General features: G+C 58.5%; 30 protein-coding genes. All 30 read left to right on the top strand.

The window, feature by feature from the left end; genetic code table 11:
- Window positions 1-67: 67 nt before the first annotated feature.
- A complete protein-coding gene (locus ACZRN6_RS12665) occupies window positions 68-655 on the top strand; it encodes a hypothetical protein (RefSeq protein ID WP_464008094.1) in 588 nt (195 codons plus the stop codon).
- A 180-nt stretch (window positions 656-835) separates the two neighbouring features.
- Window positions 836-1,492, top strand: a complete 657-nt coding sequence (locus ACZRN6_RS12660; protein ID WP_464008093.1) for a Clp protease/crotonase-like domain-containing protein — start codon at window positions 836-838, stop codon at window positions 1,490-1,492.
- Complete coding sequence (locus ACZRN6_RS12655) at window positions 1,470-1,643, top strand: hypothetical protein (protein ID WP_177007977.1); 174 nt, start codon at window positions 1,470-1,472, stop codon at window positions 1,641-1,643. Before ACZRN6_RS12660 ends, ACZRN6_RS12655 begins: the two co-directional genes overlap by 23 nt.
- A 397-nt stretch (window positions 1,644-2,040) precedes the next feature.
- Window positions 2,041-2,928 carry a phage tail tip fiber protein gene (locus tag ACZRN6_RS12650; protein ID WP_464008092.1) on the top strand — a complete coding sequence of 296 codons (888 nt, stop codon included), beginning with the start codon at window positions 2,041-2,043 and terminating at the stop codon, window positions 2,926-2,928.
- Window positions 2,929-2,975: 47 nt separating this feature from the next.
- Window positions 2,976-3,302, top strand: coding sequence for a phage holin, lambda family (locus tag ACZRN6_RS12645; RefSeq protein ID WP_464008091.1), 327 nt, complete (start codon window positions 2,976-2,978; stop codon window positions 3,300-3,302).
- Window positions 3,299-3,685, top strand: a complete 387-nt coding sequence (locus tag ACZRN6_RS12640; protein WP_464008090.1) for a hypothetical protein — start codon at window positions 3,299-3,301, stop codon at window positions 3,683-3,685. The genes ACZRN6_RS12645 and ACZRN6_RS12640 overlap by 4 nt, the downstream gene beginning before the upstream one ends.
- Window positions 3,666-3,833 (top strand): hypothetical protein, encoded by a 168-nt coding sequence (locus tag ACZRN6_RS12635; protein WP_464008208.1) that lies wholly within the window; start codon window positions 3,666-3,668, stop codon window positions 3,831-3,833. Before ACZRN6_RS12640 ends, ACZRN6_RS12635 begins: the two co-directional genes overlap by 20 nt.
- A gap of 53 nt (window positions 3,834-3,886) precedes the next feature.
- Complete coding sequence (locus ACZRN6_RS12630) at window positions 3,887-4,060, top strand: hypothetical protein (RefSeq protein ID WP_464008089.1); 174 nt, start codon at window positions 3,887-3,889, stop codon at window positions 4,058-4,060.
- Between the two features lie 48 nt (window positions 4,061-4,108).
- Window positions 4,109-4,285: a hypothetical protein gene (locus ACZRN6_RS12625; protein ID WP_464008088.1), complete on the top strand. Its 177-nt coding sequence runs from the start codon at window positions 4,109-4,111 to the stop codon at window positions 4,283-4,285.
- Complete coding sequence (locus ACZRN6_RS12620; RefSeq protein WP_464008087.1) at window positions 4,285-4,617, top strand: HNH endonuclease; 333 nt, start codon at window positions 4,285-4,287, stop codon at window positions 4,615-4,617. The genes ACZRN6_RS12625 and ACZRN6_RS12620 overlap by 1 nt, the downstream gene beginning before the upstream one ends.
- 152 nt (window positions 4,618-4,769) lie before the next feature.
- Window positions 4,770-5,177, top strand: a complete 408-nt coding sequence (locus tag ACZRN6_RS12615) for a hypothetical protein (protein ID WP_464008086.1) — start codon at window positions 4,770-4,772, stop codon at window positions 5,175-5,177.
- A gap of 2 nt (window positions 5,178-5,179) precedes the next feature.
- Window positions 5,180-6,871 (top strand): terminase large subunit, encoded by a 1,692-nt coding sequence (locus ACZRN6_RS12610; protein WP_464008085.1) that lies wholly within the window; start codon window positions 5,180-5,182, stop codon window positions 6,869-6,871.
- A 7-nt stretch (window positions 6,872-6,878) separates the two neighbouring features.
- Window positions 6,879-8,090 carry a phage portal protein gene (locus ACZRN6_RS12605; RefSeq protein ID WP_464008084.1) on the top strand — a complete coding sequence of 404 codons (1,212 nt, stop codon included), beginning with the start codon at window positions 6,879-6,881 and terminating at the stop codon, window positions 8,088-8,090.
- Complete coding sequence (locus ACZRN6_RS12600) at window positions 8,077-8,718, top strand: HK97 family phage prohead protease (RefSeq protein WP_464008083.1); 642 nt, start codon at window positions 8,077-8,079, stop codon at window positions 8,716-8,718. The genes ACZRN6_RS12605 and ACZRN6_RS12600 overlap by 14 nt, the downstream gene beginning before the upstream one ends.
- A complete protein-coding gene (locus tag ACZRN6_RS12595) occupies window positions 8,715-9,920 on the top strand; it encodes a phage major capsid protein (protein ID WP_464008082.1) in 1,206 nt (401 codons plus the stop codon). Before ACZRN6_RS12600 ends, ACZRN6_RS12595 begins: the two co-directional genes overlap by 4 nt.
- A 56-nt stretch (window positions 9,921-9,976) precedes the next feature.
- The gene (locus ACZRN6_RS12590) at window positions 9,977-10,321 is read left to right on the top strand and encodes a hypothetical protein (RefSeq protein WP_464008081.1); all 345 of its coding nucleotides are present in this window, start codon (window positions 9,977-9,979) and stop codon (window positions 10,319-10,321) included.
- Complete coding sequence (locus ACZRN6_RS12585) at window positions 10,322-10,621, top strand: head-tail connector protein (protein WP_464008080.1); 300 nt, start codon at window positions 10,322-10,324, stop codon at window positions 10,619-10,621.
- Window positions 10,621-10,941, top strand: coding sequence for a phage head closure protein (locus ACZRN6_RS12580; protein ID WP_464008079.1), 321 nt, complete (start codon window positions 10,621-10,623; stop codon window positions 10,939-10,941). Before ACZRN6_RS12585 ends, ACZRN6_RS12580 begins: the two co-directional genes overlap by 1 nt.
- Window positions 10,938-11,408 carry an HK97-gp10 family putative phage morphogenesis protein gene (locus tag ACZRN6_RS12575; RefSeq protein WP_464008078.1) on the top strand — a complete coding sequence of 157 codons (471 nt, stop codon included), beginning with the start codon at window positions 10,938-10,940 and terminating at the stop codon, window positions 11,406-11,408. The genes ACZRN6_RS12580 and ACZRN6_RS12575 overlap by 4 nt, the downstream gene beginning before the upstream one ends.
- Before the next feature lie 5 nt (window positions 11,409-11,413).
- Window positions 11,414-11,761, top strand: coding sequence for a tail completion protein gp17 (gp17, locus tag ACZRN6_RS12570; protein ID WP_464008077.1), 348 nt, complete (start codon window positions 11,414-11,416; stop codon window positions 11,759-11,761).
- 8 nt (window positions 11,762-11,769) lie between these two features.
- Entirely contained in the window at window positions 11,770-12,237 is a 468-nt protein-coding gene (locus tag ACZRN6_RS12565; protein WP_464008076.1) for a phage tail tube protein, read from the top strand.
- Window positions 12,237-12,698, top strand: a complete 462-nt coding sequence (locus ACZRN6_RS12560; protein ID WP_464008075.1) for a phage tail assembly chaperone — start codon at window positions 12,237-12,239, stop codon at window positions 12,696-12,698. Before ACZRN6_RS12565 ends, ACZRN6_RS12560 begins: the two co-directional genes overlap by 1 nt.
- 23 nt (window positions 12,699-12,721) lie before the next feature.
- Window positions 12,722-13,033 carry a phage tail assembly protein T gene (locus tag ACZRN6_RS12555; protein WP_464008074.1) on the top strand — a complete coding sequence of 104 codons (312 nt, stop codon included), beginning with the start codon at window positions 12,722-12,724 and terminating at the stop codon, window positions 13,031-13,033.
- 65 nt (window positions 13,034-13,098) lie between these two features.
- On the top strand, window positions 13,099-13,608 hold the full coding sequence (locus ACZRN6_RS12550) for a hypothetical protein (protein WP_464008073.1): 510 nt from the start codon (window positions 13,099-13,101) through the stop codon (window positions 13,606-13,608).
- A 59-nt stretch (window positions 13,609-13,667) separates the two neighbouring features.
- Complete coding sequence (locus ACZRN6_RS12545) at window positions 13,668-17,024, top strand: tape measure protein (protein WP_464008072.1); 3,357 nt, start codon at window positions 13,668-13,670, stop codon at window positions 17,022-17,024.
- Window positions 17,024-17,362, top strand: a complete 339-nt coding sequence (locus ACZRN6_RS12540; RefSeq protein ID WP_464008071.1) for a phage tail protein — start codon at window positions 17,024-17,026, stop codon at window positions 17,360-17,362. The genes ACZRN6_RS12545 and ACZRN6_RS12540 overlap by 1 nt, the downstream gene beginning before the upstream one ends.
- Window positions 17,359-18,045, top strand: coding sequence for a phage minor tail protein L (locus ACZRN6_RS12535; protein WP_464008070.1), 687 nt, complete (start codon window positions 17,359-17,361; stop codon window positions 18,043-18,045). The genes ACZRN6_RS12540 and ACZRN6_RS12535 overlap by 4 nt, the downstream gene beginning before the upstream one ends.
- Window positions 18,046-18,052: 7 nt before the next feature.
- Window positions 18,053-18,805, top strand: a complete 753-nt coding sequence (locus tag ACZRN6_RS12530; RefSeq protein ID WP_464008069.1) for a C40 family peptidase — start codon at window positions 18,053-18,055, stop codon at window positions 18,803-18,805.
- Complete coding sequence (locus ACZRN6_RS12525; RefSeq protein WP_080520353.1) at window positions 18,805-19,401, top strand: tail assembly protein; 597 nt, start codon at window positions 18,805-18,807, stop codon at window positions 19,399-19,401. The genes ACZRN6_RS12530 and ACZRN6_RS12525 overlap by 1 nt, the downstream gene beginning before the upstream one ends.
- Before the next feature lie 9 nt (window positions 19,402-19,410).
- A partial coding sequence (locus tag ACZRN6_RS12520) for a TipJ family phage tail tip protein (protein WP_464008068.1) occupies window positions 19,411-22,017 on the top strand: 2,607 nt, incomplete at its 3' end.

Here is a 22,017-nt window from a genome sequence, read left to right as displayed (position 1 = left end):
CGCCTACAAGCCCCGGCTTGCACGGGCTGCGCACCAACTCAACAATTCATGACTGTGGAGGTTTGAAATGACGGTATATCGTGACGTCATGCCCGCCATCGTGCGAATCCTGGCTGCCGACAACATCGACAACTCGACCAAGCAGAGCTGGCAAAAGCTGATCGATTCCGGCGCCAGGACGGGCGGCTTCAGGGCTCTCCTGTCGGCGCGCGACCAGTTCGATTACGACTGCTGCCTGTATGCCTTGCTCCACCGGGAACTGACACCGCCAGAATGGGATGTTCTGGTGGGCAAGTTCTCGACCCACAAGGGCAACCGGATCGGGGCGATCAGCCGAAGCGTGTATCGGATCAACACACCTGCACCAGCGCTGTTTCGCTACAAGGCCGCCACGGTTTGGTTTATTCCCAAGATGAAGGGTCTCAAGGTTGGCGTCGATCCGAAGGGGCGCAAGGTCAAGCGGTCAACTCAGGTCGAGGTATTGCCGGACGAGTTCTACGACATCAACACCTGGGACACAGAGGCCCGGCCAGAGTCGACGCGTAGCCGGTGGCGGCTCGGGATTCACAAGTGCCTGGAGGCGATGCAAGAGGCGGCGGTGGTGCGCGTCACCGAGATACTTGAGCGCGAAAACCTCATTGATGATGTCGCTTGACAGCGGTGAGCAAATGGGCGAAATTGCCATCCATCATCTGATCCCTGCGCGTTAAAGGGATCTAACGAAACCCGGCCCTGTGAGCCGGGTTTTTTGCGATTGTAAAGATGGCTTGTTGCCATTGCGGTAACATCTGTTCTTGAGTAACATCGCCCGCCCAAGATTAAGGCGAAACTCAGTATGGATGGCGGAGTGGTTACGGCGGTCAAGGCTGCTAATGAAGTAATGCCTGAGCGCACGGTAATCGAACTCAAAAGCGTCGTGAGTGTCGAAACTGTTAGCCCTCTGATTGAGGCGCTTAACAAAGCTGGTGAAGAGGCATTGATAGAGATTCACATTCGCCACAATGGTGGCGGTGAGGTCGACTCGCTAATCGCTTTGCTTAGGGCTATTGTGAGTACGAAGGCTCAAGTTGAGATCACTATCGGCCGATACGTAATGAGCGCAGCTGCGACATTATGGCTTTGGTTCTGGTTGTGGCCGGTACCGCACGTTAAGGCGCTTATGCCGTTGAAGCCTGCTGTCCTGATGTACCATCGACCGCGCCAGAGCTGTGGCAGCAACGGTGATTACTATTGCTTTGCTGAAAGCCTCAAGGATGGCGATCCTGTAAAGCAGTCGTTGCAGGACAAGATCAAGATTTTTGACGAGCTATTCGATGCTCTGCTACAAAGGCTGGGATGGTCTAGTCTCAGCGATGCGTCGCTACTGCTTGAAGATGTCTCCTATCAGCATCACTTACAGCATTTGAAAGAGGCATATTACGGGAATAAAGATTGTGTCTTTCCCGTTTTCCCCGACCAAGGAGCTACACATGAAGACGTTCGCGCTGAGTAACAAGGCGTTCAACAGCAACCACGATGTCAAGCCGAATCTTGATCTTTCGCTGGAGCAATTGCGCCGCTTTAAGGAGGCTGATGACAGCCTGCAAGCTGCGTGCGTGCGTCTTGGAATTGAAACTCCTAAGCTGGTAGCTCGCTCTCGCTGATCCGTCACACCTTCGAAAAGGCCCGACCATTGTGTCGGGCTTTTTTGTGACCAAAATTCACCAAGCCCGGCCTAACCCGTCGGGCTTTTTTGTTTCTGGAAGGCGGCGCTCAGTGGTGGGCAAACCGGTTTGAACCCGGTGCTGCTGGAAACGATAAGGGTTCGACTCCTTCGCCTTCCGCCAATTTTATGTGGGAAGCCATAGCCAGGGTGGGCCTTCGGGCGGGCCTGGACGCGGTATCGCCGGTAGTCACGCGTTACGGAAGAACACCGGCAGCATGAGCAGCCCAAACCTGTGTGCTATCTGGGCTGGCTCAAGCGGACTGATGGAAAGACATCACACCTATTTCTGAGGCTCGCCAATCCGGCGGGCCTTTTTTGTATCTGGAGCACAGCAAATGTCCGGTTCGTTGCAATCCCATGACTACGTGCCGGGCATGTCCGGCTTGAAGATCGACCTGAAGACGGGTGAGTTCGAGCTGAACAGCGCCAGGCTCCAGGTAGGAATGCTGCCAAGTGATCCGCAGCCGGTCACCATCACCGCCGGCGAATGGTCCGAATACGACATGCCGGCCAACGCCATCGAACGCCACGCCTTCATCGGTGCCGAACTGGGGAAAATTCCGGAAGAGTGCCGCGATAGCGCCGAGCTCACGACCGAGGACCTCTCGTTTGATCGTGATGGGTCGGACTACCGCACCACGCTGACCTACGTTCGCCAGGAAACTCAGGAAGAGGCCAAGGCCCGGCATGAGAAGGCAAAGGTGGCTGGTTCTCGCATCAACCTGGCGGGCGGCGTGCTGAGTATCTCGCACGATGGCGTGCTTTGCGCTCGTATCGGTAACCTAGAAAATGACGATCAGCCACGGCCATTCGTGGTGGTCGATGGCGAGACTTACATCCGCCAGGCGTTCGTTGATGACGCTTCAACCAATGCGGCCAGGATCGCCGCAAGTTGGTCGATCAAGATGCAGTTAAACGCCCGCGGACAGTATGTGGTCGCGGGGATTGGCATGGGGCTCCCTTCGCAGTTCCTTGTGTCGGCAGATCGGTTCGCGGTCAATGGTCGTGATGCATCGGAGATCCTGCGTGATGTCGCATGCAAGATCGGTGAGACCTGTCTTGGTCAAGAACTGAAAGAGCAGATTGAACGGATTGAGCTCGTCGGGCTGGCCCAAGTCAACAAGCGCCTTGATGAGTTCAAGGAAAAGCAGGGCGCCGAGAATCGCGCAGTTTCTGATCGTATCCATAGCCTGGCTGTCAGTCTGCACGCGCTGCGTTGCTAAACGCACCTAACCTAATTCCTTCACTCCCAACCTGGGAGGATATCGAGATGAACCCGATGCCTGAGAAAAACCCCGACTTCTGGGCCCAGGTCTGGCTGGTCCTCTCGAACCCACTGTGGCAGGGCGCAATCATGGCCTTCACGATCACGCTGTTGCGCGTGCTGTACGACGCTAAAGAGCCGAACTACTGGCGCACATTGTTCGAGGCGCTGCTGTGCGGTGCCTTGAGTCTGTCAGCCAGCAGCATCATCGAGTGGATGGCCTGGCCGCCCAGTCTGTCTGTTGCCGCTGGTGGTGCCATTGGCTTCATCGGCGTGACGGCGATCCGTGACTTGATCATCAGGTTCCTGGGCAGAAAGGCGGACTCAGCATGAAGGCGATCGCAGCAGCAATCATCATCGCGCTGGTCGGTCTGCTCCTGTTTGGCATCCAGCAACTGCGAGTCGAGGATCTGCGCGACGAGAAGCGTATCGAGACAACGGCCAAGGAAGCGGCAGTAGAGGCCAACAGAGTGAGCCAGGCCACCATCACCACGCTGCGCGCCGAGGCCCAGCGCAACGCCGCGTACACCGCCGATCTGGCCAAGCGCATCAAGGCCAGCGAGAAGAAAGCCGAGAAGGCGAGGAAAGACTTTGAAGAACTCAAACGCAACAGCAAGCCTGTTCGTGATTGGGCTGATCAGCCTCTGCCTGACGGCCTGCGCGGCAAAGCCGGCGGTGGTAACAAAGACCCAGGCCGTGCGAATCGAAGCCCCTGAGCTGATCCCCTGTGAGCGAGTCGACCAGGACGACGCCGACCTGCGCTTCAACGGCGATGTGTGGGAACTGAAGGACAAGGCCATCAAGCTGCTGGACACCTGCGCTGACCAAGTGGACGCCCAGATCGTACGCAGCCAGAGCAAGTAGTCCGCGCCACGTTTTCGAATGCGCCAAATCGTGGCGCGCATCAGGAGATACCCATGAGCACAGTCAGTGCTGAGTACTACCAGATCAAGGGCATGGTCAGTGATATGCCGGCAGACGAGCAGGCCGAAGTAGCACGGGTCGAAGCCCTGGTGGTGGAGCTGGCCAAGTCGTCAGAGGCTGCAGCGCTCGGCGTGATCCTGGCTTCGATCAAGCTTTCGCTGGAGTAAGTCATGCACCCGACCAGATGTGCACCATGCGCTGGCTGTGGCGCCTCGATGATCACTGACCAGGCCGTGCCAATGTGCGGCATGTGCGAACAACTGAAGCCGTCAGCACCACCACCTATGCGCGCACCGAGCACATCGCTCATCCCAAGCTTCGGCTCGTTGATGATCGTGCTGGTGTTCATCGCTGGTATGGCGGTAGGCGCCAAGATGGTAGGAGGCTGGTGATGTCGAGAATGAAGACCCTGGCCAACAGAGTCACGACTCAGGGCAACAGACTAGCAACAGCAGCACCAGGCTCGTGGCGCACCGGCAAGACTACATCAAGCCAGCGTGGCTACAACTACGAATGGCAGAAGGCTCGAGTGGTCCACCTCAACGAGAACCCGCTCTGTGTGTACTGCCAGCGCGAGGGAAGGGTGATGGCAGCCAACACAGTCGACCACGTGATAGCTCACCGGGGTGATATGACGGTCTTCTGGGATCGTGAGAACTGGATGAGCTTGTGCGCACCGTGCCACTCATCCAAGAAGCAGCGCGAGGAGGCGCAGGGCGTCTGAGGCGATCTGTAGCACGTCACATCCCCGTTGCGGCACGCCAACTCCCCACGTCGGACCGGGGGGCGGTCAAAATATGGGGAGACATTTTGCTCTAGACCACTCCCCCTCTCACGCGCAGATTTTTTCCCCCTTTTGAAATAGGAAATCAGCAAATGGCAGGCGTTAAAGGCAAGAGCGGGGGCGCTCGCCCCAACTCTGGCGGCGCTCGGCCGGGCGCTGGGCGGAAAAGGAATGGCGAGCCGGAATCAGCAAATTCCTCTGCGGTGTCGGTGGAGTTCGAGGCGCAGCCCCACGGCGGTGCACTGAAGCGCGAGAAGGCAGTTCCGGTTCCGGCTCCCGATATGGACATGCTTGCCTTGCTGACCAAGATTGCCCTCGGCCAGCTTGATGCGAGCCCAATACAAGTCAGGGCAGCCATCGCCGCAGTTCAATACACCCACGTTAAAAAGGCGGATGGCGGTAAGAAGGATGAGCAGCAAAAGGCAGCCGAGCAGGCTGCTGGAAAGTTCTCCAGGCAGGCCCCGCCCAAATTAGTCGCAACGAACGGTAAGCAGGTTTAATTATGGAATGGTCGACAGCATGCCCCGACTGGGAGCGGCGGCTGATCGCCCGCGAATCGATTATCCCGCCGCCGATCTTTGTGGAAGAGGCCGAGCGCGCCTTACAGATCTTCAAAGAGCTGCGCGTCCCAGATCTCCCAGGTAAGCCACGGATGGCGGATTGCTGTGACGAGTGGGTTTTCAACTTCGTTCGCTGCATTTTCGGAGCCTACGATGCTGAAACCGGCAAGCAACTGATCCGAGAGTTCGGCCTGCTGATCAGCAAAAAGAACACAAAAAGTACCATCGCCGCCGGCATCATGCTAACCGCACTGATCCTCTGTTGGCGGGAGGAAGAAGAGCATCTAATTCTGGCCCCAACCCGAGAGGTTGCCGACAACGCATTCAAGCCGGCTGCGGCCATGGTCAGGGCTGACGCAGAGCTGTCAGCGATGTTCCACATCCAAGATCACATCAGGACCATCACGGATCGCACCACGCGCAACTCCTTGAAGGTCGTTGCGGCCGATACGGACACCGTCTCAGGCAAGAAGTCGGGCAAGGTTCTGGTCGATGAGCTTTGGGTCTTCGGCAAGCGCTCCAATGCCGAGTCCATGTTTATGGAAGCGCTGGGCGGTCAGATCTCTCGCGAAGAGGGATGGGTCATCTTTCTGACAACCCAAAGCGACGATCCTCCTGCCGGTGTTCTCAAGGAGAAGTTGAGCTACTGGCGGAACGTGCGGGACGGAAAGATCCTCGATCGCAAAACCTTGGGCATCTTGTACGAATTTCCGTTGCAGATGATTGAGGACAAGGCGTACCTAAGGTCAGAAAACTTTTACATCACCAACCCCAACATAGGCCGTTCGGTAAGCGCTGAGTGGCTGGGTGACGAGCTAAAGAAGAAACAGGGCGCCTCCGATGGCACCCTTCAACAGTTTCTGGCTAAACATCTCAACATCGAGATAGGGCTAAACCTGCGCTCGGATCGATGGGCCGGCGCTGAGTTCTGGGAGGCTCAGGCGGCACCGGAAGGTCTGACCTTCGAGCAACTGATTGACCGTTCTGAAGTTGTCGACGTTGGAATCGATGGTGGTGGCCTGGATGACTTGCTCGGTTTCGCCGCTGCAGGTCGCGACAAGCTAACCCGGCAATGGTTGGTATGGACGCATGCCTGGGCTCACCCGTCAGTTCTGGAGCGCCGCAAAAGCGAAGCGCCTCGCTTTCGAGACTTCGCCAGCAATGGTGATTTGACTTTGGTCGAGACCATCGGTGACGACGTCCAGGACGTTGCTGAACTGGTGGCCAGAGTCGAAGCCGCTGGGTTGCTCGACAAGGTCGGAGTCGATCCGTCCGGTATCGGCGCCATTCTTGACGCCCTGGCCGAGGCTGGAATTCCGGCAGAGAAGATCATCGGTATCAGCCAAGGCTGGAAGCTGAACGGCGCAATCAAGACCACTGAACGAAAGCTTGCCGAGGGCGGATTGGTCCATGGCGGCCAGCCAATGATGGCCTGGTGCTGTGGCAATGCTCGGGTGGTACCGGCAGGCAACGCCATCTTGATCACCAAGCAGGCTTCGGGCCTGGCGAAGATCGACCCATTGATGGCGGCCTTCAACGCCATCTCGCTTCTTTCGCTCAACCCCCAGGCCCAGAGCGGGCTCGACAATTACCTGGCTGATGGGTTCTTCGGACTCATCGGCTCGAACTCATAGGCTGAATATGGCATCTCGTTGGTACAACCCGCTGTCATGGCGCATGTTCGGCTACACCGATCCGGCGACTGGCGAATATACCGAGGTCGAGATGCTGGCCGGCGGTAAGCGAACCAAGTCCGGCGTCACCATCACGCCGAAGACCGCAATAACGATCCCAATCGTTTGGGCATGCGTCAAGATCCTGAGCGAATCGGCAGCAGGGCTGCCGCTCAAGATCTTCGAAGACAATGCTTCCGGCCGGGTGCTGGCTGACACCAAGTCACGGCAAGCCAGGGTTTTGAGAAAGCCAAACCCGTACATGACCAAACTCAACTTTCTAAAGTGTGCCGTGGTGAACATGGCGCTGCGGGGGAATGCCTACAGCATCATTGAGCGTGCAGATAACGGTGACTGGATCGGCTTCATCCCGGTAAGCGCAGACAACGTAGAAATCGACACCTCGGATGATTTGATCTACTGGGTCACCGTCGGCGGTAAGCGCTTCCCGGTGTCGCCGGAGAACATGCTGCATTTCAAGCTGTTCAGCATGGACGGTATCAACGGTCTGTCGCCTGTCGAGTACCAGGCGGAAACCATGGGCCTCGCCAAGACCGCGCAAAACTGGTCGGCAATGTTCATGCGCAAAGGCGGCTTTACCGGTGGCTACGTCATCTATGACCAGTTCCTCACCAAAGTTCAGCAAGCGCAGATCATGGAGAAGTTTCCCGATGTGCGTAAAGGCGACGTCAACGACATTGGCTCGATGGGGATTTTGCAGGGCGGCCCGAAGATCGTGCCGGCCGGGTTGAGCCAGAAGGATAGCCAGTTCATTGAGTCCCAGCAGTTTCAGGAGGAGGCGATTGCCGGTTGTTACGGCGTACCCCTGTACCTGGCCAACCGCGCTGGCAAGACCTCGATCATGGGTTCTAACCTGGAGCAACAAACCAGCGGCTACGTCACCTTCGGTCTCAAACCCTACCTCGACGCCATCGAGGACGAAATCAACGACAAGCTGTTCCGCGATAAACCCCAGTTTGTGGAGTTCATAGTCGAGGGGCTTCTGCGCGCTGATAGCGCCGGGCGTGCCGCGTACTACCAAGCAGCTCTCGGCGGCTCAGGCGGGTCGGGGTGGCTGACGATTAACGAGGTCCGCGAGAAGGAAAACGAATCCCGGATGACTGGCGAAGAATACGACCGGGTCACCCGGTGGGAGATGCAGACCAATGTCAAAGCTTGAAGTCCCGTTTGAACTGAAGGCGGTGGACGACGCCGGTAACTTCGAAGGCTACGCCGCTGTGTTCAACAACGTCGACCTCGGCGACGACGTCATCCTGCCTGGCGCGTTCACCAGGGTAAAGACCACCCGTGGCGGCAAGTTGAAACTCGCCCTTTATCACGACCTGACCCGCCTTGTCGGCGCTGCTGATTACACCCAAGACGATCACGGGCTGCTGCTGAAGGGACGCGTGAACTTGGCGGTGAGCTACGCCCGAGACGCGTATGAACTGATGAAGGCCGAGATCCTCGACAGCATGTCGATCGGATTCAACACCATCAAGGCCGACTTCGAAGAGCGAGCCGGCCGCCGCGTCCGGATCATCAAAGAGGCCGAACTCTGGGAAGCGTCCTTCGTGCCGTTTGGCATGAATCCAGCGGCTCAGGTGCTCACAGTTAAATCTGACATTCGACTTTTCGAGAACGCCCTACGCGAACGCATGGGGCTTTCCCAGAAAGAGGCGGCAGCAGTCGCCTCACTCGGCTATCCCGCGCTACGCCGTGACGGCGGCAGCGAGGCCACGGCGATCGTGGAAGAGCTGAAAACACTCTCCAGCACTTTTGACCAATTTTTTAAGGTGTCGCCATGACCGATCCAATCCAAGAAGTAAAAGCCACGCTTGAAACCCAACTGAAAGAGGGCTTCGGCGGCTTGCAGAAAAAATACGACGCTGTTGCCGATGAGCTGCAAAAAGGCAATACCGTCACCTCCGCGATGAAGGCTCAGATTGAAACCCAGAAGGGCGAGATTGAGCGCGTGATCGAGCAGGTCCAGAAGCTTGAAGAGAAGGGCATCAAGCTGCGCAGCCAGCCCGGCGAAGCCAAGAGCTTCATCGACCTGGTAAAAAGCGACGAAGCCTACAAATCGTTGCAGGCGAAGAGCGTTTCCCTGGCCGACATCGAAGTGACCAAGTCCGACATGGCCACCATGAAGGAAATGAAGGTCACCAGCGCCGGCATCGTTGCGCCAAATTACGACCCGGTCATCCAGCCAGGCATCCGCCAGGAACTGCGCATCCGTGATCTGTTGACCACGGTGCCGGTGTCCGGCCAGAACTACACCTACTTCAAAGAAAACCTGCACACCCGCGGCGCGGCCCCGGTTGCTGAAGGTGGCTTGAAGCCAACCAGCAATGTGACGTTCACCACCCAAACTGACCGTGTCAAAAAGATCGCGGTCTGGATGCCAGTGACCGACGAGGCGCTGGACGACGTTCCTCAACTGATGGCCTACCTACAGGAGCTGCTGCGTTACGACCTCAAGCTCGAGGAAGAGCGCCAGATTCTGAAGGGCGATGGCACCGGCGAGAACCTGAACGGCCTGATGACCCAGGCCACTGTTTACGACGCGGCACTGACGAAGGCTGGTGATACCGCCATCGATCTGGTGCGTCGTGCGATCTACCAGGTTCGCAAGCAGTCGATGCTGTCCGCTGACGGGATTGTGATGACCGAGCTCGATTGGATGAACATCGAGCTGCAGAAGGATGGTGAGAACCGCTACCTGTTCGCGAACCTGCAAGGCCTGGTAACACCGGTTCTCTGGGGGCGCCCGGTCGTAACCTCCGACAGTGTCGATGAAGGTGATGTCGATACCGGCGGCGAATTCCTGGTGGCGAACTTCGCGCGCTCTTCCGTGCTGTTCGATCGCATGTCGTTCCTGTTCAAGATGGGCCTGATCAATGATCAGTTCATCAAGAACGAACGCGCGCTTCTGGTTGAAGAGCGCCTCGGCCTGGGTGTGCGCCGCCGCGAAGGTTTGGTCAAAGGCCGGTTCACCGTCGCGGCCTAACACCCGCACCGCTCTGAGGCCGGCCCTGTGCCGGCCTTATCGTTTCAGGAGGCAATATGAAAATCAAAGTAATTTGGGGTTTTGTCGGGAATGCGTTGCTGTTGGGCTCCGCGACCACTGCGGTAAAGGCTGGGCAGGTGTTCGACGATGTCGAAGACGAATATGCCCATGCGTTGATCGGCAAAGGGCTTGCCGTCGAGCTCGACGCCAAAGACAAACCTCGAGTGGCAAAGCCCGAGGAAAATAAAACCGCTGCGCCAAAGGAGGATAAGGCCGCTGCTGACAAGGCTGCAGCCGACAAAGCCGCTGCGGAGAAAGCAGCAGCCGACAAGGAAGCTGCCGACAAGGCGTTGGCTGATAAGGCCGCTGCTGACAAGGCTGCAGCCAAAGAGACCAAGTAAATGATCGACTTGGCGCGCGTGAAGCTACACCTCAAAGTTGATGACGATGAAGAGGATTTGCTCATCGCCGGCTACTTCGAGGCTGCCAAGTCCCATGTCGCCATGCACTGTGACCGGGAACTGGTCGAGGCGGCGCCGGTTGAGCCTGATCAGATGGGAATCACCCCTGATGTCGAGCAGGCAATTCTGCTGCTTGTGGGCCACTGGTTTGCCAACCGTGAAGGCGTGGCGCTGGGCACCATATCAACTGTAGTGCCGCTGGCTGTTGAGCGGCTGCTCATGTACAGGAAGCGCTACTGATGAGAGCTGGCCCAATGCGTCACCGCTGCATGCGCCGTGGATACATCGAAGGCAAGGATGCACTCGGTCAGCCCTCGAAGGTCTGGGGCGACCTTGGCAAGCTCTGGGCGGAGATCAACATTCCGTCTGGTCGCATGTACGAGGCCGCGTCACAGATGCAGGCCACGGTCACTGCCGAGATCAACACTCGCTACCGCAAGGACGTGGTAGCGGGCCAGCACCTGGTGCATGACGGCACCACTTACGAAATCATCGCGCCGCTGGCCACCAACCAGCGGGACATGCTGAAACTCATGTGCAAAACGGTGAAGCCGAAATGAGCAATGGATCACTGACGGTGTTGGGGCTAGGTGCGCTTGAGGCCGATTTTGAGAAGCTGGCCAAGTCTGTCGGCAACAAGATCGTCCGGGATGCAGTCATGGCCGGCGCACGGGTTGCCAGGGACAAAGCGCGGGAGGCGGCACCAGTCCGCACCGGCAAGCTGAAGCGAAACATCACGGCAACACGCCTAAAGCAATCCGATACGCCCGGAGGAGCAACTGCCGGGATTCGGGTCAAGAAGCCCTCCGGCAAACAATCGAAGGCGCTCAAGCGCTCAGGGAAGAAGGGGCGCACCAGCAAAACCGAATGGGATGCCCCGTTCTACTGGAAGTTTTTGGAGTTGGGCACATCCAAGATGCAGGCCCATCCATTCATCCGGCCCGCCTGGGACGGCAGCCTGCCTCAGATCGAGAAGGCTGTCGCAGACAAGCTGGCCGAAGGCATCGATAACGCCATCACCCGGTAAACCCAATGATCGAGAAGTCCCTCATCGACAGGCTCACGCCTCTGGTCGACGGGCGAGTGTACTTCGGCGTTGCGCCGGAGGACGCCGCCCAGCCGCGTCTGGTCATTCAAACGGTAAGCGGTGGCACCGGTTTCACGCTTGCGGGGTGGGACGGCTCCAGCGACCTGACAGTCCAGATCGACGCCTGGGGGGAAAGCTTTCTCCAGGCGCTGACATTGGCAGGCGAGGCCTTCACCGCGATGACCACGGACGGCGACGACTTCACCACCGGCAGCGCTGACCGATTGCCGGACGCATTTGAAAGCGACACCAAACTTTTCAGCGTGAGCTGGGAATACACCCTGCAACCATAGGAGGCCACATGGCCGTTCAAACTCCAACGAAAGCGAAGTTCGTCAAAACGCAGGGCACGGCTCTCAGCGTTTCCAAATCCACCACCCTCGATCCGAAGGACGATGCGCTGACCTGGGCGGACCTGTCCGTCACCATCAAGCAGCCCCAGTTCCAGGGCGGTCAGTCCGACGAGATCGAAACCACCGTGCTCGCCAGTGTGGCCAAAGAGTTCACCATCGGCCTGGCGGACAACGGTACCTTCAGTATGTCCGGCAACTGGAAAGCCGACGACGAAGCTCAGACCGTGCTGCGTACAGCGCGTGACGACGCAGAGCCCCGTGCTTTCAAGGTTGTGTTCAAGGACGGTACCTCGTCGGCATTCCTCGGCCTGGTCACCCAGTTCACCTGGGACGCCGCACCGAACGGCACCGTGAACGGCACGTTCAACGTGCGCATCACCGGCGCCGTGTCCTTTGACGTTCCGGTGATTCCCTAATGGCTCGGGTAAAAGCCGCCGAGGGCGGGCTGCGCGCGTTCGCACTTGATCCGCTACGCAACTTTAAGCGCGAAGAGGTGGTGGTGCCGGAATGGGACGGCGCAAAGGTCACGGTTCGGGCACTGAGCGCTGGCGACTGGGTGGAGTACCGCAAGCGGGCGACCGATTTGATCCTGGCGGCGCGCCAAGCGGCCGGCCTGAATGAATCCTCGGCAGAGGGTGAGAATGTCGCCAAAGAAGAATCTGTCGAGGTTTCGTCCGCTCCGCTGTATGCGTTTGTGCTGACCCGGACATTGTTCGATGAGTCGGGCGCCCGGGTATTCGGTGATGCTGATGTTGATGAAGTGGCCGAGGCGTTTAGCCCTGTGCACGACCTGCTGGTGTCGAAGGCTTTCGAGCTGAGCGGTATTGCAGCAGATGCTGATGCCCCAGATCCGGTGGAAGCAGCGGGAAACGACTGACGGCGGAGCCGGCGCTGACATTCATGTTGGCGCTTGCGCTTCGCCTGGGCATGACATTGCAGGATCTGCGCGAACGGATGAGCGCCGAAGAGTTGCTGCTATGGATGGCCTACGACCAGGGCTCGCCAATCAGTGACTCGCGAGGAGACATTCTCGCAGCTATTACTGCCGCCGCCGCCTTCCAGGCGCAGGGAGCGAAGGTGTCGGCGCTGGACTTGATACCGAAGTGGAAGCCCGAGGCAGCCACGCCGCTGGATGAGGAGCAGGAAGCGGAGCAGGGCGAGGAACTGTTCAGGACCCTCTTGATGGCAAGCGCTACCGAAGAGGCCGGGTAGCATCATGGAAGATGCGGCCTTTCAGGTGCTAAAGTGGCGTTTTTACGCTGATGAGGATCTAGCAGATGGGCAGGGATAAGTGGGACGGATGGATTTTTTTCTGCTGGATTGTTCTTTTTGTGTCGATTGCGTTGTCGGCTTTATTTGTTTTTAACTTTGGCACATTCAAGTTGGACACTGGTTATGGGCTATACAAAACTCAGTTCAATTGGCCGCTGATCTTCGGCGGGCTTTTAAGTCTGGCCTTTACGGTCGTGCTGGGCGTCGTGATCGCGATGCTCAGAGATGTCTACAAAATGAACGCGGCCCAGTATTTGCCTAATCCAGCAGATGGTCCAGGCGCCCTTGTAAAGGAAGTGGCAGAGGACTCTGCCATTGCTCCCTACATTGGCCCGGGCTATTACATTATGTCTGTAAATGGCATGACCGCTGGCGGCCCGCTGAGCATTAAGCAGGGTCTTCTCGCCGTTAGAAACGATTCAGACGATCATAAAATTATCGTCAGATCGCCGAGCGGCGATGTAAGAGAAGTTTTTATTAACGCTTCAGTCGAAGATTTGAAGCTGACTTTCTAAAACCTGTTTGCACATTAGAGCCCGGCCAAGCGCCGGGTTTTTTATGTCCGGAGAAAAGCATGGCGGGACAAACTCTGCGCTCGTTGGTTGTAAGCGTGTCCGCCGAGACCAGCGCGTATCAGCGAGAAATGGCTCGCGCCGGGCGTATGGGTCAGAGCTACTTACGCACCATCACCAACGGCAATCGCGAAGCTGTGAGTTCGTGGCGGTCGCAAGAAGCCGCCATCGCGGCGCAGGAGCGTGCCCTGGGGTCTCTGACCAGCGCAGTTGGCGGGTATGCGAAAGCAATGGCGGGCGCCTTAGCCGTCGGCAGTCTGATTCACATGGCGGATGAGTGGGGGCAAATTTCCTCACGCCTGAAAATCGCCACCGGATCTCAGAACGAGTTTACCGAGGCACAGACCCGCCTCATGGATATCGGCAAGGTCACGTACAAGTCGTTTGCGGAGAACGCCGAACTGTTCATCCGCATCACTGGCGTGCTCAAGGATTACGGCGGCACTGCCAATGATGCACTGAATGTAACCGAGGCTCTGTCACTCGGTCTGGCTGTGAGCGGAACGAAGGGTCAAGCCACCGCCGCGGTAATTGATCAGGTCAGCAAGTCCCTTGAGGGAGGAAAGCTTCAAGGCGATGGCTTCAACGCTGTCGTTACGCAGGCGCCGAGGTTGCTTCAGGCGCTGCAAGACTCGCTCGGTAAAAACCGAGACGAACTACGAAAAATGTCGACCGATGGGAAGCTGACCATCGACGTGGTGGCCAAGGCCTGGATCAGCCAGGTTGGCAAAATGCGCAAGGAAACAGAGGGTATGACGACCTCTGTGGCCGACGCAGGTATTCGCATGAAGGACGCGTTGCTGGAGTACGTTGGTACTGTAGACGACGGCGTGCAGGTAACTACAAAACTAGCCGCTGCCATCAACTTTGCAGCGGACAATCTATCCACACTCGCGTCTATTGCAGCGGCGGGTGGTATCGCCCTTATCGCGAAGCGCGGGGCCGAGGCCACGCGCACGCTTGTAGTTTCGACGCGAGAAGCTATTTCAGCATCTGTAGGGCGTGCAGCGGCGCAAGTGGATGCGGCAGCAGCTTCGCTCCGGGTTGCCCAGGCGGATGTAATTGCTGCGAGCCGACAGGTTGCATTCGCCACCACAACGGCGGAAGCAACCGTCGCACAGAGAGCGCTTACAGCTGCCAAGATCTCGGACCTTGAGGCAAGTAGGGCGCTCGCGATCGCGCAGCGCTCCCAGGCCGCGGCCGGTTCTTTGATAGGTCGTTCGGCTTCCGGCGTTATGGGGTTGCTCGGAGGACCGGTCGGTCTGGCGGCTCTTGCTGCCGGTACCGCAGCAAGCTTCTGGCTGTTCCGAGATGGTGCAGCTGCGGCGAATAGCGCCGCAGTTGATCTCAAGAGGCCGATATCCGACCTCAGAAAAGAGTGGGAGGGCCTGGGTAACGCCCAGCGCCGGCCCATCCTCGATAAGTTGATCCAGGAGCAGGCCGAGGCAAAGAAGAAAGCAGCGGAGTTGGTTAAGGAAATGCAGGCGGTTGCCCAAGGCCCGTCCGGCGATTACACGGGTGGGCAGCGGTTCACTGCCAACCAATACCAGCGCACGACTGCTTCTGGCAACTTCCGTCGAGGAATTGCTGGCGGCGTTGATATTGATCAATCGACCCAGAACCTTGTCAAAAATACTGGAGCCAACAAAGAGGTCCAGGGAACGCTTGAGGGGTTGGCCGCGCAATACCAGGCCAACATTCAAAAAGTCGGCATTCTGGGTGATCAGATCGGGGCCCTGAATGGGGTGATGGTCGATGCGAAGGGTGCCGCTGAGGGTGTCAGCGCCGGCTTGCAGAGCATTAAGCCCCCAAGCGCGGAACTTGTTACTGCATGGGAAAAGCGTATCGCCTCCCTTACGGAGAAGGGTGCCAAGCTTAAAGATGCCTCATCCCTCGGCGAAGTGAATCGCCAAGGCGCTCTCGACAACCTCGACCAGACTCCCGAAGGGAAAACAATCCTGGCAAAGGCGCGGGCGGCAGCGACGCAGGCTGACGCTGAGGAGAAGGCCAAGAAATCGCGTGAAGAATCTTCCAGGGTGGCGAAGCAGGCGTCGGATAAAGCGAAGCAGGACGCCAAGCAGCTCGAGGACAGCTACACCCGGACGCTGAAAACGCTGAATGAGCAGGCTGAAGTTCATGGACGCAAAACCGAACTTGCCAAGATTGAGTTTGAGACCACCAAAGGTACGCTGAGCAAGCTCGACGCCGCAAAGAAGGTGGATCTTGAACGTGCGGCAATTGCCCTTGATCACCTGAACAGTCAAAAGGCCTACAAGGATTTGATGGGTGATGTTCAAAAGCAGGAAAACAGCCTGCTTGTGACCACAAAAAAACGATACGAAGAGCTGAATCGCATCAACAAGCAGGGAGGCTTGAAAGCCGATCAGTACCGGGACGGTGCCGACGCCATATCAAAGGCGTCAATCGAAAAGGCGCCAAAGTTCTCGGGACTGGATGCATCTGTAGGCGGCGCTTCCGGCGAAATGATCAAGGCTGCCGAGGCAGAAGCAACGCTCAAGAAGTGGCATGACAAGCAACTTGCAATGCAGGCTGACCTGCATGCTCAGAAGCTTACAAGCGAGCAGCAATACCTTGATCGCGTTGCTGAAATCAACAAAACAAATCAGTCCAGGCTTGCCGACATTCAGGGCGCCTACAAGGTGGCCGTGATCGGCACCTTCAGCGAGTTGTCGGGCCAGGCTGCAGACATGGTCGGCAAGATCGCTGGCGAGCAGTCGGGCGCTTACAAGGCATTGTTCGTCGCTCAAAAAGCGTTCGCGGTCGCGTCGATCATCATGAACGCCCAGATCGCTGCAGCGAAGGCGCCGGCTGAACTGACCATTCTGGGTGGTATCCCTGTCGGTGCGGCGCTGCTTGCGGCCGGCTATGCCAACGCGGGCATGGTTGCCGGCATGGCCTTGGCCGGTTTCTCTGAGGGCGGCTACACCGGCCCCGGCGGTAAGTTCGAACCGAAGGGTGTTGTACACGGTGGCGAGGTCGTTATTCGCAAGGAGGTGGTCGACCAGCCTGGCATGAAGGATTACCTGATCGGCCTCAACCGGAGCGGCAAGCCTGGCTATGCAAGCGGCGGGTTCGTTGGTAGCCCGGGCATCTCGCCTGCATTCACCGCTCCGGCGGTTACTGCGGGCGCTGGCGGGGGCGCGGTACCAGAGATTCACCTGCACATCAATGGCGATGGCTCAGGCGGTACCGTGAACTCGTCGGAAGGCTACGAGCAGATGGGGCTGGCGCTGTTGGCCACCGCTCGCTCGGAGATGCCCAAGATCGCCAGGCAGGTGATCGTGCAAGAGAAAGGGCAGAACGGCCTGCTCGATCCAAACAATCGGAGGAACAGCTGATGGCAGAGGTATTTACCTGGTCGCCACGGGTTGGCTCGTCTGGCGATGACCAGACAGACACGCTGGAGTCGAAGTTTGGCAACGGCTACAGCCAGCGGCTGTCGGTCGGAATCAACAATGTGTCCGGCGCCTATGCTGTGTCGTTCACTGGTAACGAGGCCTACATCACGGCGATCAGGGATTTCTTCAAGCGGCATAAAGGCGCAAATCACTTTCTGTGGACGCCGCCGTTGGAAGCCCAGGGTGCCTTTATCACCACCGGTGGCTGGCAACTGCAAACCCACGGCAAGAAGAAATACACCCTCAGCACCACCTTCCAGCAGGTATTCAACCCATGATCACATTGGACGACCAGAAGCTTGAGCCCGGCGATCTGATCCAGCTGATCGAGCTCGACGGTGAGGCGCGAGGGATGGGCATTCTGCGTTACCACGCTCACCAGCAATCCGCGCCGATCATCTGGAAGGGCGATGTGTATTCGCCCAGGCCATACGAAACCGGTGGATTCGGTCGCAGCGTTGAGGGCAACAACTCCACGCCCATGCTGAAGGTCAGCAACATCGACGGTACGGTCACCGCACTGTGCCGCCGCTTCCAGGGTATGAGCGGGGTCAAGCTGACCGTGCGCCAGACCTACGCCAAGTATCTGGACGCCGCGAACTTCCCCGAGGGAAATCCCACGGCCAGCAGCATGGAGCGGCTGGACATCTCCTACATCAACCAGGTGACCAGCCTGGGGCGTGAGGAGGTGGTTTTCTCTCTGGCACCCCCAACGGCGGTTAAGGGGCAGATGCTGCCCGGCGGCCTGATCATGAACCGCTGTGAGTGGTGTCTGTGGGGCGAGTACCGCGGGCCTGACTGCAACTACACCGGCATCAAGATGTTTGACCTCGATGGCAACCCTGTCGATGACCCTGCGCTTGATCGCTGCGGCGGTCGGCCGAGCGACTGCGAGATTCGCCACGGTCGCGGTAATCCGCTGCCATTCGGCGGGGCCCCAGGTGCGGCGCTTATTGGATAGGTAACCCATGAACAAGACGATGCTGAAACAGATCCAGGCCCACGCCGCCGCTGAGTTCCCTAAGGAAAGCTGTGGTGTCGTGATCCGCGAAGCCGGCTGCCTGAAGTACGTGCCATGCCGCAACGACGCCAAGACCCCAAGCGAGCACTTCATCATCAATCCGGAAGACAAGTGCGATGCCGAGGATCGGGGCGAGGTGACGATGATCATTCACTCCCACCCTGACGTGCCGCCATTGCCGAGCATGACCGATCGCGTCAGCTGCGAGCTGCACGAAAAACCATGGGGGATTATGAGCTGGCCGTCCGGCGAGTACTTCGAGTTCAAGCCGTGCGGCTATCAGGCACCGCTCATCGGTCGTGAGTTCGGCCACGGTCTACTGGACTGCTACGCGCTGTGCCGCGACTACTACGAGCGCGAGTATGGGATTGAGCTGCCGAACTACCCGCGCCGGGATGGCTGGTGGAATGACGGTGAAAGCCTCTACGAGAAGTACTACGAGGAGGCCGGCTTCTACCCGGTGTCGATGCCGCGTAAGGGCGACATGATCGTCATGCAAATCAATGCTGGCGCACCGAACCACGCCGGCATCTACCTGGGCGACGGGCTGTTGGCTAGCGTGCCAGATCTTCACCCGGCACCTGGCACGTTCCTGCATCACCGCTACAACAAGAAATCCACCCGCGACGTGTACGGCGGTATGTGGGCCGATTACACCGTGCTGATTCTTCGGCACCAACGAGTGCCGGAGGTTAACTGATGGCCATGATCACAGCAGTTCGCCCACAGCCCCTGGTGGTGCTGGTGATGCTTTACGGAGTGCTGGGCGCCCGCTTTGGGCGTGTGCACCACCTAGCGGTTGCTTCGCCATCCGAGGCTGTGCACGCCCTTTGCGTAAAGATTCCTGGATTCAGGCGATTCCTCCGGATGTCCGAGGAGCGCGGCCTGACCTATGCGGTGTTCCGCGGGAAGACGAATCTCAGCGAAAGCGAGATTGAGATGCGCCAGGACACCGTCGAGCCCATCCGCATTGCGCCAATCGTCATCGGTAGCAAGGGCGGCGGTCTATTTGCGACTATCGCCGGCCTTGCTCTGGTGGTGATCGGCGCCATCACTCAGCAGTACTACCTGGTGGCTGCAGGTGCCGGCCTGATGATTGGTGGTATCGCCATGAGTATGTCTCCGTCGCCGGTAGGCGTGCTGGACAAGGAGGGCGACGGCAACAGGCCGTCCTATGCGTTCGGCGGGGCGGTTACCACCATGGCGCAGGGCCGTTGCAAACCATTGCTTTACGGCGAGCGCGATATCGGCGGCGCCCTCATCTCGGCTGGCGTCTTCTCGGAAGATCAGCAGTAAGGAAAACCCATGTCCAAAACCGCAACAGCGCCTGCTGCAAAGCATCGGCGCCGGACTGCTGCTGCCCGCGTTTTAGGTTCCAAGGGTGGGGAGTCTAAGCCCTACACTCCATACAAAGCCCCCGATAGCGCGCTTTCAGTCGCCACAGTAAAGCTGCTCTACGCGTTGAGTGAGGGGCCAATTGTTGGCCCGGTTGATGGCCTGCGGTCGATCAAGCTGAACGGCACGCCGCTGATCTCCCCGGACGGCAGTGAAAACTTCCCTGGCACCATCTGGGATTTCCGATCTGGCACCGTTGACCAGGAGCATATTGCAGGCTTTCCGGCCATCGAAAATGAGGCGTCCCAAGGCCTGCCGGTTGAGTTGAAGTCTGACAACGCCTGGACGCACGCAATCACCGACCAGCAGTTGTCTGCTGTGCGAATCCGCTTGTCGTGGCCGCAAATCTGGCAGGTCAAAACCAACGGTGACCAGATCGGTTACCGCATCGACTATGCCATTGATCTATCGGTCAATGGTGGTAGTTACCAGACCGTCCTTTCCGCCACGCTGGATGATAAAGGCACCACTGAATACGAGCGCACCCACCGGATTGATCTGCCCGAGGGTTTCACCAGCGCGCTTGTGCGCGTGCGTCGTCTGACCCTGAACCGCAACGACTCAAACTTCGCAGATCTCATGCGGATCAAAGGCCTGACGGAGGTCATCGATAAAAAACTGCGGTACCCGAACCTTGCCTTGGGCGGCCTGCAGTTTGACGCCAAACAGTTTCAGGACACTCCAAAGTTCGCCGGCTTGATGCGCGGCCGGATCGTACAGGTTCCGACCAACTACGATGCAGTCACGCGCACCTACACGGGCGACTGGAACGGCACCTTTAAGCTGGCCTACACCAACAACCCGGTATGGGTCTGGCGCGACCTGCTGTTGCACCGACGCTACGGCCTGGGCCGACGCATTACTGCCGACATGGTAGATCACTGGACCCTGTACGAAATCGGCCGCTACTGCGACGTGATGGTGCCGGACGGCAAGGGCGGCCTGCAGCCGCGCATGACCACCAACGTCTACATTCAGGATTCGATTGAGGGCTATGCACTGCTCTCAGACCTGGCCAGCGTGTTCCGTGGCAGCAGCTGCTGGAACGGTTCGCAGGTCACTATGGTGGCAGACATACCGGGCAACGAAGACGGTTACGTCTTCACGCGCTCGAACATCATCGGCGAGTTCGAATATGTCGCGGCTGCGTATCCCGACCGTCATACCCGCGCCAAGGTAGCCTGGGACAATCCGGAGAATGAATTCAAGACCCAGCCGGCGCCGGTCACCAACGAAGAGCTGATAGGTGCACTCGGCCACCGGATGCTGGATATCTCGCGATTCGGCTGCACGGTCGAAGGTGAGGCTATTCGCCACGGTATTTGGGCGCTGAAATCAGAGCAGTACGAGGAGTGGTCGGTCAGCTTCACCACCGGGATGGAGGGCCGTAACGTTGAGCCCGGCCAGATCATCTGCGTGGCCGACGAACTATTCTCTGGCCGCGCAAACGGAGGGCGTATCAGTGCGGCCACTAAGCGGGTTATCACCCTCGATATCGACGCCGAGGTGCATGAAGAAGACCGGTTGATTCTGAACCTGCCGAGCGGCAAGTCTGAAGGCCGTATCGTTAAATCAGTATCTGGTCGCCTGGTCACCGTTATGGCTGACTATTCAGAGCTGCCAGAGTCGGAGTGTAGTTGGTCCGTGGAAAGCGCCGGCCTCGCGGTGATGCGCTTTCGCGTGCAGACCATCGAGCCGCAAGGTCTGCATCAGTTCAAGATTGCCGCCACCCAGCACGAGCCGCTGAAGTACCAGGCCATTGATACCGGCGCACGGATTGACCCACAGCCGACAAGCGTTATTCCACCAGGCGTTATGTCGCCGCCGGCGAATATCTCCCTGGAGTCGCGGAGTGTGGTTTCGCAGGGAATTGCGGTTACCAGTATGCGTATCACCTGGGATTCTGTGCCCGGCGCGATTGCTTACAACGTGGAATGGCGTAAGGACAGCGGCAATTGGATACGGCTACCGCGCACAGGGAATCTCGGCGCGGACGTTGAGGGCATCTACAGCGGGCGCTACGTCGCGCGCGTGAGTTCCGTCAACGCAATGGACGTGACCTCGATCTGGGGAACGAGCCAGGAGGTGGCGTTAACCGGGAAAGTCGGCCTGCCGCCGGCGGTGTCGTTCCTGACCACCACCAGTGAACTGTTCGGCATCGGCTTGAAGTGGGGTTTCCCTGCTGGCGCCGAAGACACCCAGCGAACGGAGCTCTGGTATAACCCGACGAACAACCTCGGCGCCGCGACGAAGCTAGCGGATTTGGCATACCCGCAGGCTGACTACCGGATGCAATCGCTCCTGGCGGGCGCGCAGTTTTTCTTCTGGGCGCGCCTGGTGGACCGTACTGGCAACATCGGTCCGTTCTATCCGGTGGTGAATGGGGTCATGGGGCGGGCGAGTTCGCAGGCCGGGCCGATCCTCGACCTGATCGCCGGGCAGATCGGCAAAACCCAACTGGCTCAGGAGCTGGTCAAGGAGATCGAACTGATTTCCGGCGACGGCCCGGGGTCGGTA

The sequence above is a fragment of the Pseudomonas sp. A125 genome (genome assembly GCF_055409485.1).
The sequence above is the reverse complement of the archived record's forward strand: the minus strand, read 5'-3'. Positions and strand labels throughout refer to the sequence as shown.

What these genes read in the sequence shown, in the direction of transcription:
- ACZRN6_RS12585 (WP_464008080.1), top strand. Translation starts at nt 10,322, where the DNA reads ATGATCGACTTGGCGCGCGTGAAGCTACACCTCAAAGTTGATGACGAT.
- ACZRN6_RS12525 (WP_080520353.1), top strand. Translation starts at nt 18,805, where the DNA reads ATGGCCATGATCACAGCAGTTCGCCCACAGCCCCTGGTGGTGCTGGTG.
- ACZRN6_RS12530 (WP_464008069.1), top strand. Translation starts at nt 18,053, where the DNA reads ATGAACAAGACGATGCTGAAACAGATCCAGGCCCACGCCGCCGCTGAG.
- ACZRN6_RS12555 (WP_464008074.1), top strand. Translation starts at nt 12,722, where the DNA reads ATGTTGGCGCTTGCGCTTCGCCTGGGCATGACATTGCAGGATCTGCGC.
- ACZRN6_RS12630 (WP_464008089.1), top strand. Translation starts at nt 3,887, where the DNA reads ATGAGCACAGTCAGTGCTGAGTACTACCAGATCAAGGGCATGGTCAGT.
- ACZRN6_RS12560 (WP_464008075.1), top strand. Translation starts at nt 12,237, where the DNA reads ATGGCTCGGGTAAAAGCCGCCGAGGGCGGGCTGCGCGCGTTCGCACTT.
- ACZRN6_RS12655 (WP_177007977.1), top strand. Translation starts at nt 1,470, where the DNA reads ATGAAGACGTTCGCGCTGAGTAACAAGGCGTTCAACAGCAACCACGAT.
- ACZRN6_RS12545 (WP_464008072.1), top strand. Translation starts at nt 13,668, where the DNA reads ATGGCGGGACAAACTCTGCGCTCGTTGGTTGTAAGCGTGTCCGCCGAG.
- ACZRN6_RS12610 (WP_464008085.1), top strand. Translation starts at nt 5,180, where the DNA reads ATGGAATGGTCGACAGCATGCCCCGACTGGGAGCGGCGGCTGATCGCC.
- ACZRN6_RS12605 (WP_464008084.1), top strand. Translation starts at nt 6,879, where the DNA reads ATGGCATCTCGTTGGTACAACCCGCTGTCATGGCGCATGTTCGGCTAC.
- ACZRN6_RS12580 (WP_464008079.1), top strand. Translation starts at nt 10,621, where the DNA reads ATGAGAGCTGGCCCAATGCGTCACCGCTGCATGCGCCGTGGATACATC.
- ACZRN6_RS12600 (WP_464008083.1), top strand. Translation starts at nt 8,077, where the DNA reads ATGTCAAAGCTTGAAGTCCCGTTTGAACTGAAGGCGGTGGACGACGCC.
- ACZRN6_RS12590 (WP_464008081.1), top strand. Translation starts at nt 9,977, where the DNA reads ATGAAAATCAAAGTAATTTGGGGTTTTGTCGGGAATGCGTTGCTGTTG.
- ACZRN6_RS12595 (WP_464008082.1), top strand. Translation starts at nt 8,715, where the DNA reads ATGACCGATCCAATCCAAGAAGTAAAAGCCACGCTTGAAACCCAACTG.
- ACZRN6_RS12645 (WP_464008091.1), top strand. Translation starts at nt 2,976, where the DNA reads ATGAACCCGATGCCTGAGAAAAACCCCGACTTCTGGGCCCAGGTCTGG.
- ACZRN6_RS12660 (WP_464008093.1), top strand. Translation starts at nt 836, where the DNA reads ATGGATGGCGGAGTGGTTACGGCGGTCAAGGCTGCTAATGAAGTAATG.
- ACZRN6_RS12535 (WP_464008070.1), top strand. Translation starts at nt 17,359, where the DNA reads ATGATCACATTGGACGACCAGAAGCTTGAGCCCGGCGATCTGATCCAG.
- ACZRN6_RS12640 (WP_464008090.1), top strand. Translation starts at nt 3,299, where the DNA reads ATGAAGGCGATCGCAGCAGCAATCATCATCGCGCTGGTCGGTCTGCTC.
- ACZRN6_RS12620 (WP_464008087.1), top strand. Translation starts at nt 4,285, where the DNA reads ATGTCGAGAATGAAGACCCTGGCCAACAGAGTCACGACTCAGGGCAAC.
- ACZRN6_RS12615 (WP_464008086.1), top strand. Translation starts at nt 4,770, where the DNA reads ATGGCAGGCGTTAAAGGCAAGAGCGGGGGCGCTCGCCCCAACTCTGGC.
- ACZRN6_RS12625 (WP_464008088.1), top strand. Translation starts at nt 4,109, where the DNA reads ATGATCACTGACCAGGCCGTGCCAATGTGCGGCATGTGCGAACAACTG.
- ACZRN6_RS12575 (WP_464008078.1), top strand. Translation starts at nt 10,938, where the DNA reads ATGAGCAATGGATCACTGACGGTGTTGGGGCTAGGTGCGCTTGAGGCC.
- ACZRN6_RS12650 (WP_464008092.1), top strand. Translation starts at nt 2,041, where the DNA reads ATGTCCGGTTCGTTGCAATCCCATGACTACGTGCCGGGCATGTCCGGC.
- ACZRN6_RS12550 (WP_464008073.1), top strand. Translation starts at nt 13,099, where the DNA reads ATGGGCAGGGATAAGTGGGACGGATGGATTTTTTTCTGCTGGATTGTT.
- ACZRN6_RS12540 (WP_464008071.1), top strand. Translation starts at nt 17,024, where the DNA reads ATGGCAGAGGTATTTACCTGGTCGCCACGGGTTGGCTCGTCTGGCGAT.
- gp17 (WP_464008077.1), top strand. Translation starts at nt 11,414, where the DNA reads ATGATCGAGAAGTCCCTCATCGACAGGCTCACGCCTCTGGTCGACGGG.
- ACZRN6_RS12565 (WP_464008076.1), top strand. Translation starts at nt 11,770, where the DNA reads ATGGCCGTTCAAACTCCAACGAAAGCGAAGTTCGTCAAAACGCAGGGC.
- ACZRN6_RS12665 (WP_464008094.1), top strand. Translation starts at nt 68, where the DNA reads ATGACGGTATATCGTGACGTCATGCCCGCCATCGTGCGAATCCTGGCT.